Origin of the sequence: Sphingomonas sp. Leaf4 (genome assembly GCF_920939515.1) — a bacterium.
Lineage (GTDB): Bacteria > Pseudomonadota > Alphaproteobacteria > Sphingomonadales > Sphingomonadaceae > Sphingomonas.
Map to the genome: position 1 here is coordinate 140,057 of NZ_CAKLBB010000010.1, position 12,640 is coordinate 152,696.

8 protein-coding genes and 3 pseudogenes are annotated in these 12,640 nt (G+C 62.5%); 7 read left to right on the forward strand and 4 right to left on the reverse strand.

Features of this window, described 5'->3' with window-relative positions; genetic code table 11:
• Positions 1-576 precede the first annotated feature (576 nt).
• Complete coding sequence (locus tag LRA89_RS15970; RefSeq protein ID WP_230771789.1) at positions 577-885, forward strand: hypothetical protein; 309 nt, start codon at positions 577-579, stop codon at positions 883-885.
• Positions 886-1,154: 269 nt separating this feature from the next.
• Positions 1,155-1,733 (forward strand): hypothetical protein, encoded by a 579-nt coding sequence (locus tag LRA89_RS15975; RefSeq protein ID WP_230771791.1) that lies wholly within the window; start codon positions 1,155-1,157, stop codon positions 1,731-1,733.
• A gap of 212 nt (positions 1,734-1,945) precedes the next feature.
• Here the strand turns inward: LRA89_RS15975 and LRA89_RS15980 are convergent, their stop codons facing one another.
• On the reverse strand, positions 1,946-2,146 hold the full coding sequence (locus LRA89_RS15980) for a hypothetical protein (RefSeq protein ID WP_230771793.1): 201 nt from the start codon (positions 2,144-2,146) through the stop codon (positions 1,946-1,948).
• A 559-nt stretch (positions 2,147-2,705) separates the two neighbouring features.
• Between LRA89_RS15980 and LRA89_RS15985 the strand changes: the two genes are divergently transcribed.
• The 4 genes from LRA89_RS15985 to LRA89_RS16000 all read left to right on the forward strand — a co-directional run bounded on the left by LRA89_RS15985 (position 2,706) and on the right by LRA89_RS16000 (position 9,559).
• The gene (locus LRA89_RS15985) at positions 2,706-2,996 is read left to right on the forward strand and encodes a hypothetical protein (RefSeq protein ID WP_230771795.1); all 291 of its coding nucleotides are present in this window, start codon (positions 2,706-2,708) and stop codon (positions 2,994-2,996) included.
• Positions 2,986-5,292, forward strand: coding sequence for a type IV secretion system DNA-binding domain-containing protein (locus tag LRA89_RS15990; protein WP_230771797.1), 2,307 nt, complete (start codon positions 2,986-2,988; stop codon positions 5,290-5,292). The genes LRA89_RS15985 and LRA89_RS15990 overlap by 11 nt, the downstream gene beginning before the upstream one ends.
• A 5-nt stretch (positions 5,293-5,297) precedes the next feature.
• Positions 5,298-8,504 (forward strand): MobF family relaxase, encoded by a 3,207-nt coding sequence (mobF, locus tag LRA89_RS15995; RefSeq protein ID WP_230771800.1) that lies wholly within the window; start codon positions 5,298-5,300, stop codon positions 8,502-8,504.
• 386 nt (positions 8,505-8,890) lie between these two features.
• Positions 8,891-9,559: a ParA family protein gene (locus tag LRA89_RS16000; protein ID WP_230771802.1), complete on the forward strand. Its 669-nt coding sequence runs from the start codon at positions 8,891-8,893 to the stop codon at positions 9,557-9,559.
• A 412-nt stretch (positions 9,560-9,971) separates the two neighbouring features.
• On the opposite strand, the pseudogene LRA89_RS16005 reads toward LRA89_RS16000, so the two are convergent.
• A pseudogene (locus tag LRA89_RS16005) lies at positions 9,972-10,886 on the reverse strand (IS3 family transposase); the annotation flags it as partial.
• Positions 10,887-10,939: 53 nt separating this feature from the next.
• Here LRA89_RS16005 and LRA89_RS16010 point away from each other — a divergent pair.
• A complete protein-coding gene (locus tag LRA89_RS16010; protein WP_230771804.1) occupies positions 10,940-11,764 on the forward strand; it encodes an IS5 family transposase in 825 nt (274 codons plus the stop codon).
• A 15-nt stretch (positions 11,765-11,779) separates the two neighbouring features.
• Here LRA89_RS16010 and LRA89_RS16015 read toward each other — a convergent pair.
• Both LRA89_RS16015 and LRA89_RS16020 read right to left on the reverse strand, forming a co-directional pair.
• Positions 11,780-12,013 (reverse strand): annotated as a pseudogene (locus LRA89_RS16015) (transposase); the annotation flags it as partial.
• A gap of 63 nt (positions 12,014-12,076) precedes the next feature.
• Positions 12,077-12,468: pseudogene (locus LRA89_RS16020) on the reverse strand (transposase); the annotation flags it as partial.
• Between the last annotated feature and the right edge of the window lie 172 nt (positions 12,469-12,640).

Here is a 12,640-nt window from a genome sequence, read left to right on the forward strand (position 1 = left end):
GAACCCCACGCCGCCCCCCTTTTCCTTGGCAGGAATGGACTGGACCGGCGCGCGGGAATTGCCCCGCAGCCGGTCCCCTTTTCGGCCAGCGTAGCGCTTGTGGGGGAAACCCTACTGGTTCCCCCCACGCCAGGCGATCGGGTGCGGCATGGACGCCACGGCACGGGGCCGCGCCGCCCATGCCGCACCCGATCGCCTTCCCCCCTCCGGTATCGCGCTGCCGCGATCCAGCGACGCCCGTCCGGCAAACCTCCAGGGGGCTGCCACGGGGCGGCGGGCGCCCGGCTCGCTCGCTTCGGTCCGGCCCTTCGGCCTCCCCTGGCTACGCATCGGCCGTGCCAAGCACCGGGCGGGCATCGAGCCCGCCCGGTGCTGCTGCCGCGGGGAAAAACTCTCTCTCGAATCTTCCCAGTCTGTCGGGTGGCGCGGCGAGCCTCAAGGACGGCGGGGCCCCACCATTTTGCTGCGCAAAATCGTTGCCCCCACCGCCGCTGACGCGGCCGCTTCGCGGTCCCTGACCCTCACCACCCCGCCCGACGCGAGGACGATCGTCATCACGACGAAGGAGGAACCACCGTGGAAGTCATATTGTTCAGGGCTCTGACCGACGCTAATATCGACCCCGATACGGCACAACAGGTCGTGGATGCGGTCGAGGAGCATATCGACATGGCGGTCGGACAGGCGAACAAGGCTCTCGAACTCAAACTCGACAGCATGAAGTCGAGCATGGATGCCCGGTTCGACGGCATGAAGACGAGCATGGACGGCATCAAATCCGGTGTAGATCAGATGCGGACGTGGCTCATCATCATCACCAGCATCATTGCCATCTGCGCACTGTTCACGACGCTGCTCGGGATGGTTGCCCAGTTCATCAAATAGGTCTCGGCGGGGGCTTCGGCTCCCGTCACTATAACGCGACATCGAGGGGTTGTGCGGATCGTCCGCACGGCCCCTTGTCGTATGCCCAACCGGTGCCGGTCCGCCTCGCTCGCGGTCCACCGATCCTGATGGATCGGGCACCGCTTACGCCTCGCCGGCACTGCCATGATCGGCAAAATCCGGCCCCCATGGCGTCAGTATCGAAGGGGCGTGCATATCGCCGGAGAGAAGAGGGAAAGAGGGGTGCGGTTCTCATGAAGGAGGTCGAGATGACCATCACGTTCCGCATCGATGACGGCAATGTCACCACCATCCCTGCCGCGCCTGTCACCGCCGATCAACTCGCCACATTCGTCGCCGAACTGACCAACGCCACAGGGTGCGATTCCGCCCCGATGCTATACCCCGATTACGGTACGATCGATGGTCCGATCTTCTCGTTCGAGGCACGCGTCTGCCCGCTCGCACTGGCCGTCGTGACCGCGATCTTCGACCATGATCCGGCCGTCATCGCGGTGGTCGACGAAGCCCAGTATCTCGGCCGCCGCGTCCGCATTTCCCGCACCCGTCAGGGCGCTTCGATCCGGCTCGAACTGGCGGACAATCCCGACGCAGCGCCCGAGCTGAATCTGGCCAATGGCAACGCCTATGCCCTGCTCGAAACCCTTGGGATCGAGGCCGACAGCGTCGGTGCGGTTCCCCTCTCCGAACTGCGCGATCGGCTGACCAATCCGACGATCCGGCGACGCATCGATGCCGACCCCTATCTCGCGCGAAAACTGCCCGATCTGCTCGCCATGGGACGTGCGGTGAAGGAGCCCGCCACCGCCCGGATGGCGTGGAGCTGAAACCCCCGCCGGACCATTCACCAGCGCATTGATCGACACCCTATCGGGACGTCGCAGCACCCGCTGCCACGTCCCGTTTTTTTGCTTGATACCGCCAAGACCGGGGCCACCGGAAACGGCTGCTGAAGGACGACCGTCGCCACCGAAAAATTGGCCGCGTCGGGGCATCGAACCCCGACGCGGCCATGGGCCGGATGAACGGTATCGTCGCGTCAGGCCTTCGCCTGCAACCGACGTTCCGTCTCCTCCACCCCGAGCGTCTTCACCGCCTTCATCAGACCCTCGAGACGATCGAGCGGCAGCTTGAGCAGACCCGCCTTCTCGATGCTCGCGATACTAGCCTCACGCACCTTCACCAGATGCGCCTTGCGACGCTCAGCGAGCCTGCGCTCCTCGGCTAGAATCGAGGTCATTTCCTCACTCAGTGACTTCGCCATTTCCTTGAACCTTTCATGTCGGCTCATCGGGTTCTGGACGGCCCTCCCTACCCCCTTCGGCCCCATGACGAAAGCACCACCATGCGGCATCTGTCCCGGCATCGGCCGACCCTCACCCGCGACCTGTTTCGGCCCGCGTCATCCCGCCTTACGGCGACGTCGTGCCCCGTCGGAATCCGGTTCCCGCAAGCCTCGAACGTGAAGAACGAGAAGGCATAGAACAACACATGGGACAGGACAGAAGAGTAGCACACCGTACGCGGCTGCGCCGCCGGTATTTACCGATCAAATCAGACCGTTAGCAGCGCAGAACCCCATAGTCCCAGCGAACTACATAATAAGTCCCAGTGGGGTTCGGGCACGGAAAATTCCCATTTCCTGCTGCAAGAGCAATGTATCTCAATAGCTTGGACGAGACCCAGCGAGATCAGCTCTGATTGTACGGAGTCAAATACGTTCTTGAAGCGGAGGCAGTAATTCGTTAGCGAGTTCTTGCTTTACGAGACCCCACCAGCCTCCCTGCTAGGAGGTTTGGTTGAATACAAAATCGCATCAGCGTGCGTATCGCATCGGTGCCGAGCATCACGAACAGCTGCAAACCATCGCGCGAGCGGAGGGGCGGTCGGTATCTGATGTTCTGAGGATCGCTGTCGCACAGTTTTTGTCGAACAGATCGGCTCTGAAAGCCGGTGATCTGCGTCACCATCGTATCAGCGAATATTCGCAGATCGCGATCGATGCGATCATCACCCAGCAGTATCCCGACCTGCGCCCGCGCATCCTTGCCGAAACCGACCGCCGCATGGAGAAATACCATGCCGAATGACATCCGCTCCGATCGCCGCCCCCTGAAGCTCAAGCACCGCTCCGGGCGCGGCAAACCGCCGCGCAACTCGGGCAATTTTACTCGCGGTTCGCAGCTCTTCTCGCACGGAGTGCGGATGTGGTACTCGGGCGCGAAGGTGCCCATCATCACCTGGGGGCTGCTCTTCTTCCTCGCCTACAGCGTCATCCTCTCGCTGACGCTCAACGAGAACAACGTCCAGCTCATCTGCATGCGCGTCCTCGCATGGTTGTGGCACTGGATCGGGTTCGACGAAACCAAGGCGGTCGACCTGCTCATGCCCGACGGCTCGCGCCGCCGCACCGTCATGGGCCTCGTGCCGTATGTCGGTGAGGTCATCCGCGCCTGGAACAAGGCGGTGCGCGGCCTCATCGGATCGCTGCTGCTCGCCACCTTCACCACCATTCCGTTCGCGATCTGGTTCGTTGATTATTCGCAGCGACGCGGTCGCGAAATCCTCGATGAGCGCCACAAGCGCGGGGCCGCGCTGGTCGAGCATGCGGTGCTGCGCACCGAGCTTGGCGCGTACAACCGTGCCCAGTTCCTCAAGGAAGCGCGCGATCGCCACGGTCTCACCGAAAAACAGGTGGCGACCTTCACCCAGAAAGCGCTCGCCGCCGCCGGGTTGCACTACCCCTACAAGCTGGCCGGACTGCCCTATCCGTATCGGACCGAGCAGGCGCATACCATGCTCATCGGCACCACCGGATCGGGCAAGACCACCGTCCTGCGCGACCTCATCAGCCAGATGCGCGCGCGCGGCGATCATGCCGTCATCTTCGACCTGACCGGCTCCTACGTCGAGGCATTCTACGATCCCGCCCGCGACACGATTCTCAACCCTCTCGACACGCGCTGTCCGGCGTGGTCGATCTTCGACGACTGCGACACCGAGAGCGAGTTCACCGCCGCTGCCGCCGCCCTCATCCCGTCCGATGGCGGGGCCTCCGACCCCTTCTGGGTCATGGCCGCGCGCACCCTCTTCATCGAGATGTGCCTCAAGCTCATCGAGCACGGTCAGGCGACCACCCGGGCGCTCGCCGAGAAGCTGATGATGGCCGACCTCACCGACGTCCACACCTATCTGCAGAACACCATCGCCGACCCGCTCACCGCCCCCGAAGCCGCCCGCATGGCGGAATCGATCCGGGCCGTTTTCAACACCAATGCCAAGGCGCTGCGGGCACTGCCCGACAAGGGCAAATCCTTCTCGATCCGCTCGTGGGTCACGCAGGAAAAGGCGCCGGGCGGGCTGCTGTTCATCACCTCGAATTACGTCGACCTCGAGATGAACAAATCGCTCCTGACCCTGTGGTCCAACCTCGCCATCCATTCGCTGATGACGATGAAGCACAGCCGGTCGCTTCGCACCTGGTTCATGTTCGACGAGATCGGTGCGCTGCACCGTCTCCCCGCCATCGAGCAGGGCTTGCAGACCGCGCGCAACTTCGGCGGAGCGATGATCCTTGGCCTCCACAGTTTCGACAAGCTGGTGCAGGTTTATGGCCCCGAGAACGCGCGCAACCTGTCGTCGCTTGCCCGCACCAAACTGATCCTCGCCGCCGCCGATCTCGACACCGCCGAGCAGTGTGCCCGTTACATCGGTAATCGCGAAGTCCGCGAGATGGACGAGGCCTATAGCTACGGTCACAATTCGACCCGCGACGCCTCGACCATCACCCCGCGCACCCAGGTCGAGCCACTGGTGCTGCCCGACGACATCGTCAACCTGCCGAGCATGCACGGGTTCGTGAAGTTCGCCGAGGGCTTCCCCGCCGCCGACATCAAGCTCGAATGGCGCGCCTATCCGACCGTCGCCGAGGGCTTCGTGCGGGTGCCCAGAACGAAGAAGAAGGAAGGGCGCGGAGAAGAAGGATCAAGCGAAACGTCGGGTGAGGCTGGTGGTCGCAACGGTGCGCCGGAACTGCTCAAGGACGATGCAGCCGAGGATGTGACGGCTCGTGAAATTCCGGCACTGCCTGCACCTTCGTCGAGCGATCCGCTGTCCACCGCGACACCCGGTCAGGAGGACCACCAAGCGGCCGATCGGCTCGATCCTTTCGCGCCGCGCGGTGCAGGCGCTGACAAGCCTGCGAGCGATGACGAACCGGATGACGAACATGCCCGCGACGCGGGCAATCGAACGGGCGAACCGGCGACTTCGGGCAATGACGCAAAGCCCCCTGCCCCACCCCCGGTCGAGGACCAGGCGACGATCGAGGAACGGCACGGTCTGGGGGCAGATCGCGGTGACGACGATCTGGGCATGGGGGACTGACGCCGATGCACTCGATCGCATCGGTGCGCTCTGCCAGCGGGGCCGCCAGCTACTTCGCCAAGGACGATTTCCAGAGCGGGGAATATTACACCGCTGACGGCGATGTGAGCCTGTGGGGCGGGGCCGGTGCCGAGGCCGCCGGCCTCACCGGCGAGGTGCGTCGCGAGGCGTTCGAGCAGGTGCTGAACGGCCGTCTTCCCGACGGCCAGCAGATCGGCGACCCGGCGCGCAGGCGGGCCGGGTTCGACCTCACTTTTTCGGCACCCAAGTCGGTGTCGCTGATGGCCTATATCGCCGGCGACAAACGCATCCTCGGACCTGAGGGCGTCCACATGCAGGCGGTCCGCGCGACCATGGCGTGGATCGAGAAGAACCTCGTCGAAGGCCGCCGCGACGAGGGCGGAAAGTCGGTCCCGGTCAAGACCGGCAACCTCACCTATGCGCTGTTCCAGCACGACACCTCGCGCGCGCTCGACCCGCAGGCACATGTCCATGCGATCGTCGCCAACATGACCCGCATGCCCGACGGCAAATGGCAGGCGCTTCATGCAGATCGCATCTGGGCGAGCAACACCGTGATCGGCTCGGTCTATCACGCCTTCCTGCGCGAAGGCTTGGAGAAGCTTGGCTACGAAACCCAGACCACCGGCAAGCACGGCACCTTCGAGATCGCCGGCGTACCGACGAAGGTCATCGAGGCGTTCAGCCAACGCCGTCAGGACATCCTCGCCACCGCCGACAAGCTCGGGATCAGGAGCGCGCAGGGGTTGCGAGAAGTCACCAACCGCACCCGCGATCCCAAGCTGTCGGTCGAAGACCGCGATGCCCTTGTCCGCGACTGGCGCGAGAAGGCAGCGGGTCTAGGGTTCGACGGCAAACAGCAGCTCGCCGCCGCGCTGCGTGGTGCCGAACGGCCGGCCGATGCAAACCCGGTAACCCGGAGCGTCGATGCCATCCGCGGCGCGGTCGCCGGCGCGCGCGAGCTGGTTGGCCATCTCCTTGCTTCGCCCGACCCGCTGGTAGACCGCGCGATCGTCCGTATCGTCGCCAGCCCTGCCGCCGCGCGCGCGCAGTTCGCCGTCGCCTCTGCTGTCCGCATCCATGCCCAGCGCGAGGCGGCTTTCGGTACCGACCGGCTCGCCAAGACCGCGCTCGATCTTGGATTGAAGGGCGTCACCGTCGATCACGTCTCCGCCCGGATCGACAGGCTGGTCGACAAGGGCTTGCTCCTCCCCGGCGAGGTGCGCCAACAGGGCGTCGCCTACGCCGGCGTCACCACCCGCGCGGCGCTCGCTACCGAGCAGCAGATCCTTGGTCGCATCGAAGCCGGCAAGGGGCAGGTCGCACCGGTCGTCGCCCCCGCCGAGGCCCCTGCCCGGCTCCAGGCCGCCAGTCCGCACGACCTCAACCCCGGCCAGCTTGCCGCCGCCACGCTGATGATCGCGAGCAGCGACCGCGTCGTTGCGGTGCAGGGCGTCGCCGGCGCGGGCAAGTCGACCATGCTCCAGGCGGTCGCCCGCGTCGCCGAGAGCGAGGGCCGCAGCGTGCTCGGTCTCGCCTTCCAGAACAAGATGGTCGCCGACATGAAGGAGGGCGCCGGTATCGAGGCGCAGACGATCGCGTCGTTCCTGTGGAACGGTGATCGCTATCTCGCCGACCCCAAGGGCGAGGCGACCCAGGTGCGGCGGGACGAGCTGAAGAACACGATCATCGTCGTCGACGAGACCTCGATGGTGTCGAGCGACGATATGCTGAAACTGGTCCGCGTCGCCGAGGTGCTCGGCGTCGAGCGCGTCGGCCTGGTCGGCGATCGCCAGCAGTTGTCCTCGATCGATGCCGGCAAGGCGTTCGCCATGGCCCAGGCCGGCGGGATCGCCACCGCGCGGATGGACGAGAACATCCGCCAGCGGACCGACACGCTGCGCACCGTCGCCGCGCTCGCCAACGTCGGCAAGGCGGGCGAGGCGATGCGGGTCCTCGGTGACAGTGTCATCGAGGACAAGAACCCCGCCGACAAGGCCGCCGACCTGTGGCTGGGTCTGACCAAGGAAGAGCGCGAGGCGACGGCCGTGTTCGCGTCAGGCCGCGAGACGCGCGGCCATATCAACCAAAGGATTCAGGACGGCCTGGCGGCTGAGGGGACGCTGACCGGTGAGCGCCTCGACGTCACCGTCCATGACCGGGTGAACCTTACCCGCGAGGAACTGCGCTACGCGCATAACTACCAGCCCGGCCAGCAACTGCGCGTTACCGGCCATGTCCCCGAGCTGAACCTCAAGCGCGGCGACTATACCGTCACCAGGGTCATGAAGAACGGTCACGTCGAGATCGAGCGGGACGGTCGCAAGCAGAAGATCACTCCGAGCAGGATCGATCCGCTAGACCGGAAAAACCGTCTCGAGCTGACCACGCTCCAGAGCGTCGCGATCCATGCCGGCGATCGCATCCGCTGGACCGCCAACGACAAGGAACGTGGGCTGTTCAACGCCGCAATCGCGCGGATCGTCGGGATTGAGGACGGGGCCGTCACCGTCGAGCTGGCGTCGAAGGACGTCGTGACGCTGGCCAAGGGCGATCCGATGCTGTCGCGGATCGACTTGGCCTATGCGCTCAACATGCACATGGCGCAGGGCGTCACGACCGACCGTGCGATCACCATGATGGCGAGCTATGAGACCAACCTGTCCAACCAGCGGCTGTTCAACGTCGGCGTCACCCGCGTCCGCGACGGCCTCACCATGGTCGTCGACAATCTCAGCAAACTGATTGCCCAGCTCGACCGTAACCCCGGCGACAAGACCGCCGCGCTGGAGGCGACCGGAAAGCTGGATATCGATGGCGCCGCTGCGCGTGCGGGGCTTGCCTCCTCCCCTGCCCTGCCGCCGCTGCCCGCTGGTTTGCCACCAATGGCTGCGTCTCCAGCCACAAGTTTAGGTCAGCAGCCGACGAACGGTCCGATCATGTTGCGCGACCTGCCTGACCCCGCCGATCTGACCGCAATGCCTGCCGGCGATCGCTCGCGCTGGGACCATGGCGATGGTCTCGGCATGGCGGTCATAATCGATGAGCTGAAAGGGCTGCCTGATCTGCCCGGCACGATAGCAGGTAAGGAACCCAGCAAGGATCCCGCACTCCTTAGCCAACGCACGCTCGAGCGCGGCGATGTCAAACCCGCCGTTATCCCTGAGCGCAATCTCGGCCTCGAACTTTAGTGATGTAACAGTGTCATCCCTAATCCCCCCTTGCACGTGCGCGGCGGGCCAAGGCACCGCGTAAGTTGGTTGCATGACCAGATACAACCTTCAATCCGGTTGGCCTTCAAACCGGGTTGGTTATCTAATCTAGTTAAGGACTGAATCAGGTTGGCATTCCAACCGGGTTACGATTACAATTGGGTTAACAAGGTAACCAGGTTATATTTACAATCGGGTTGGCGTTACAATCGGGTTGGCGTTACAATCGGGTTGGCGTTACAATCGGGTTGGCGTTACAATCGGGTTGGCGTTACAATCGGGTTGGCGTTACAATCGGGTTGGCGTTACAATCGGGTTGGCGTTGCAATCGGATTAGACTGAGGCGTTGTAAAGGAACGTTGTGTATGCCGACGATTGCTATTGCTTCGCCAAAGGGAGGGGCAGGGAAGAGCACGACTGCAGTGATCCTCGCGACCGAGTTTGCTCATGCTGGTGTCCCAGTGACCCTCTTGGATTGCGATCCTAACCGGTCGGTGAGCCTATGGGCTTCCCGCGGCAAACTCCCTGAAAAGATTGAGGTGATCGTCGACGTATCCGAATCGACCATCATTAAGACGATAAAGCAGTATGACCGTGATCAGCATATCGTCATTGTTGATCTTGAGGGCGTAGCGTCGCGCTTAATGTCGCGAGCCATTTCTCAAGCAGACCTCGTACTAACTCCAATGCGAGCGACTACGTTAGACGCAACCGTTGGTGCTAGAACGATTGGCCTGATAGCAGAGGAAGAAGAAGCGCTCGGTCGAAATATTCCTATGGCAATTGTTTTTACTATGACGAAAACTATTCGTTCGAAACAACATTCTGGAATTGTAGCTTCTCTTAAGGAAAGCGGCGTCGATGTAATTGAACCCGATTTGCTTGAACGGTCAGCATTCTCCGCACTTTTCGAGTTCGGAGGCGACCTATACACAATGCCAGCGCAGGGCAATGCGAACGCAGCCCGCGAAAACGCTGCAAAATTTACCCAAGCGGTCTTGAACCGTCTCATGCAAGGAGGCGATAATGTCTGATAGCGCCCCATTCAAAATTGATATTGGAGGGCTTCGCTCCAAGAACAAGCCAGCTGACAATCGTTCTGTTGCTGCCGCCGACGCCGCAGCAACAGAGCATGGGTTTTTGCCTCGCGACCCAGTCAGAAGACGGGGAGGGCGGAGTCCAAGCCCGAGAACAGGTCAGATTCACGCCAAAGTACTCCCCGACGTCGCCGATGGCGTTGCAGAGGAGGCCCAGCGGCGTGGTGTTACTCAAGGGGTGGTTATTGAAGATGCTTGGGCGTTGTACGAACAGCACACGCGTTCAAAGTAATTATAAATTAGGCTACTCGGTAGCGGGGACGGAGATGCTTTTTCAATTAAGAGTCCGTTTGAGAATGGTCAGGGATGTACGATCCGGCGGAGCATGAGGTGAATAGCCCCTAGTTTTCTAGACGCCTTGAGCCATCAAAGCCTGCTGCCGTTCGAACTCGACGGGCGACAGCATCCCGTTCCTGACATGCTTGCGGATCGGGTTGTAGAACATCTCGATGTAATCGAACACGTCCTGCCGCGCTTCTTCGCGCGTTTTACAGGTGCGTCGCCGGATGCGCTCACGCTTGAGGAGATTGAAGAAGCTCTCGGCGACGGCGTTATCGTGGCAGTTTCCCCGCTGGCTCATGGAGTGCTCCAGATTGTGAGCCCGGGTGAAGGCAGACCAGTCCATACTGGTGAACTGCGAACCCTGATCCGAATGGATCAGCACGCGGTTCTTCGGCTTACGCCGCCAGACCGCCATGTGCAGGGCCTGCAAAACCACATCGGTTGTCTGACGGCTTTGCAGCGACCAGCCCACCACGCGACGGGAGTAGAGGTCGAGCACGACCGCCAGATAGGCGAAGCCTTCCATCGTGCGGATATAAGTGATGTCCGTCACCCAGGCGCGATTAGCCTGCGGCACGTCGAACTGGCGATCCAAAGTGTTCGCAGCAACGGCCGAAGGCCTTCCTCCTGAGCTGCCTGGACGCCGCTTGTAGCCGATCTGCGCCTTGATGCCTGCCAGGTTGGTCAGGCGGGCAACGCGATTGGGACAACAGGTCTCGCCCTGATCGAGCAGATCGTCGTGCAACTTGCGATACCCATAGACCTTGCCGCTGTCGCTCCAGGCCTGCCGGATCAATGCAATCTGCCGAGCATCTTCTTGCGCTCGCCGGCTCAGCGGCGCTTTGCGCCAGGCATAGAAACCGCTGGGCTGGATCGCCAGGCACCGGCACATCGCGCGGACGCCAAACTGGTTCTGATGCTCCGCGACAAAGGCGTATCTCACTTGGCATCCCTGGCGAAATACGCGGTGGCTTTTTTTAAGAGCCCGTTTGAGAATGGGTTGAAGTACGCTCTGCGGCATGATTCAGAGTTGGGATGTGGACCCGAGAAAGCCGCGGCCGGATGGCTGGATTTGAACGACGAGCGAAGCGCTATCCAACCGATTTGACGGACGAGGAATGGCGGTTCGTCCAGCCTTTCCTGCCGCCAGTTCCAAAACGCGGGCGCAAGCCGAAGACCGATCTTCGCGAGGTGCTCGACGCATTACGCTATCTTGCCCGGACGGGGGGTGGCTGGCGGATGTTGCCGAACGACTTTCCGCCGTGGCAAACGGTATATTGGTGGTTCCGCCGCTTCGTACGCCGGCTGCTGTTCCGCACGATCCACGACGTCACGCTGATGCTCGACCGCGAGCGCGAAGGACGCGAACAAAGCCCGAGCGCCGCCGTTGTCGATAGCCAGTCGATCAAGGCGCCAGCGGCGCAAAAGCGTGGGTTCGATGCCGGAAAGAAGGTGGTCGGCCGCAAGCGACACATCGCCGTCGATACCGACGGCAGGCTGCTGATGGTCAATCTCACCACCGCCGACATTTCCGATAGCGCCGGGGCTCAGGCGATCGTGGCAACCATTCGAAAGCGGTGGCCGTGGCTCAAGCATCTGTTCGCCGATGGTGCCTATGACCGTACCCGCCTCATGGATGCCGCTGCGTATCGCGACTTCGTCCTCGAGATCATCCGCCGCACCGATAAGGATCCCGGCTTCAAGGTCCTGCCCCGGCGCTGGGTCGTCGAGCGCACCTTCGGATGGATGACCAGATGGAAACGCCTCGTTCGCGATTACGAACAGCGCCTCGACGTCTCCGAGGCCATGATCCATGTCGCCCTCGGTAGCCTCATGCTGCGCCGGATCGTACATCCCTGACCATTCTCAAACGGTCTCTAAGATGTCTCGCTCCTCGGTCACCCGAGCCAACTCGCGCTTCAACTGGCGGATCTCGGCGTCCTTATTGGCATCGCCCGACGCCACCTTCGCAAACTGCTTCTTCCACGCATACAGCGAGTGCGGGCTGACGCCGAGGCGCTGCGAAACCTCCGCTACCGGGTAACCCCGCTCCATGATCTGCACCACCGCGTCACGCTTGAACTCATCGCTGAAATTGGGCTTCCCCATCGTCGCCTCCTATCCTCAAAATTAGGATTGAAGGCGTCCAGAAATCTAGGGGCTATTCAGGTTCTGGCTCTTCGAGATACCGCTCATCCCCATGACCTTGACCAGATCATTGACCGAGCGGGTCGAGATGCCCTGAATGTAAGCCTCCTGCCGACCGCGGTCAGCGCCTTCTCGACAAGTCGGCGCGATTCGAGGAAGGCCAAGTAATAGCTGCCGGTCCGCAAGCGGGGGATGCGCAACTCCACCGTGCCGGCCCGCGTCTCCCAGTCGCGCTCGCGGTAGCCGTTGTGCTGTGCGAGCTGGTCGCTGCTCTTCTCGCCATAGCCAGCGCCGGTTAGACTGCCGATCTCTAGGTCCATCAGCCGCTGCGCGGCAAAGCCGATCATCTCGCGCAGAAAACCAGCGTCCGCGCTCTTTCCCAACAGCGCCTGTAGGTTCATCGTATCGTCGGTCATCGGGATCTCCGTCGGTTAAGTTTCGCAACCCAAACCTATCCGAACTGACGTGACCCCCGTTTCTTCATCCAGTTGGAACTAGAGACCGGTCCTTGAAGGGACGGACGGAATGAAGCGGAAGCAGTTTTCGGAAGAGCAGATCATTGGCATTCTGAAGGAAGCCGAGGCGGGC

What these genes read in the sequence shown, in the direction of transcription:
- LRA89_RS16000 (WP_230771802.1), top strand. Translation starts at nt 8,891, where the DNA reads ATGCCGACGATTGCTATTGCTTCGCCAAAGGGAGGGGCAGGGAAGAGC.
- LRA89_RS16010 (WP_230771804.1), top strand. Translation starts at nt 10,940, where the DNA reads ATGTGGACCCGAGAAAGCCGCGGCCGGATGGCTGGATTTGAACGACGA.
- mobF (WP_230771800.1), top strand. Translation starts at nt 5,298, where the DNA reads ATGCACTCGATCGCATCGGTGCGCTCTGCCAGCGGGGCCGCCAGCTAC.
- LRA89_RS15980 (WP_230771793.1), bottom strand. Translation starts at nt 2,146, where the DNA reads ATGACCTCGATTCTAGCCGAGGAGCGCAGGCTCGCTGAGCGTCGCAAG.
- LRA89_RS15990 (WP_230771797.1), top strand. Translation starts at nt 2,986, where the DNA reads ATGCCGAATGACATCCGCTCCGATCGCCGCCCCCTGAAGCTCAAGCAC.
- LRA89_RS15975 (WP_230771791.1), top strand. Translation starts at nt 1,155, where the DNA reads ATGACCATCACGTTCCGCATCGATGACGGCAATGTCACCACCATCCCT.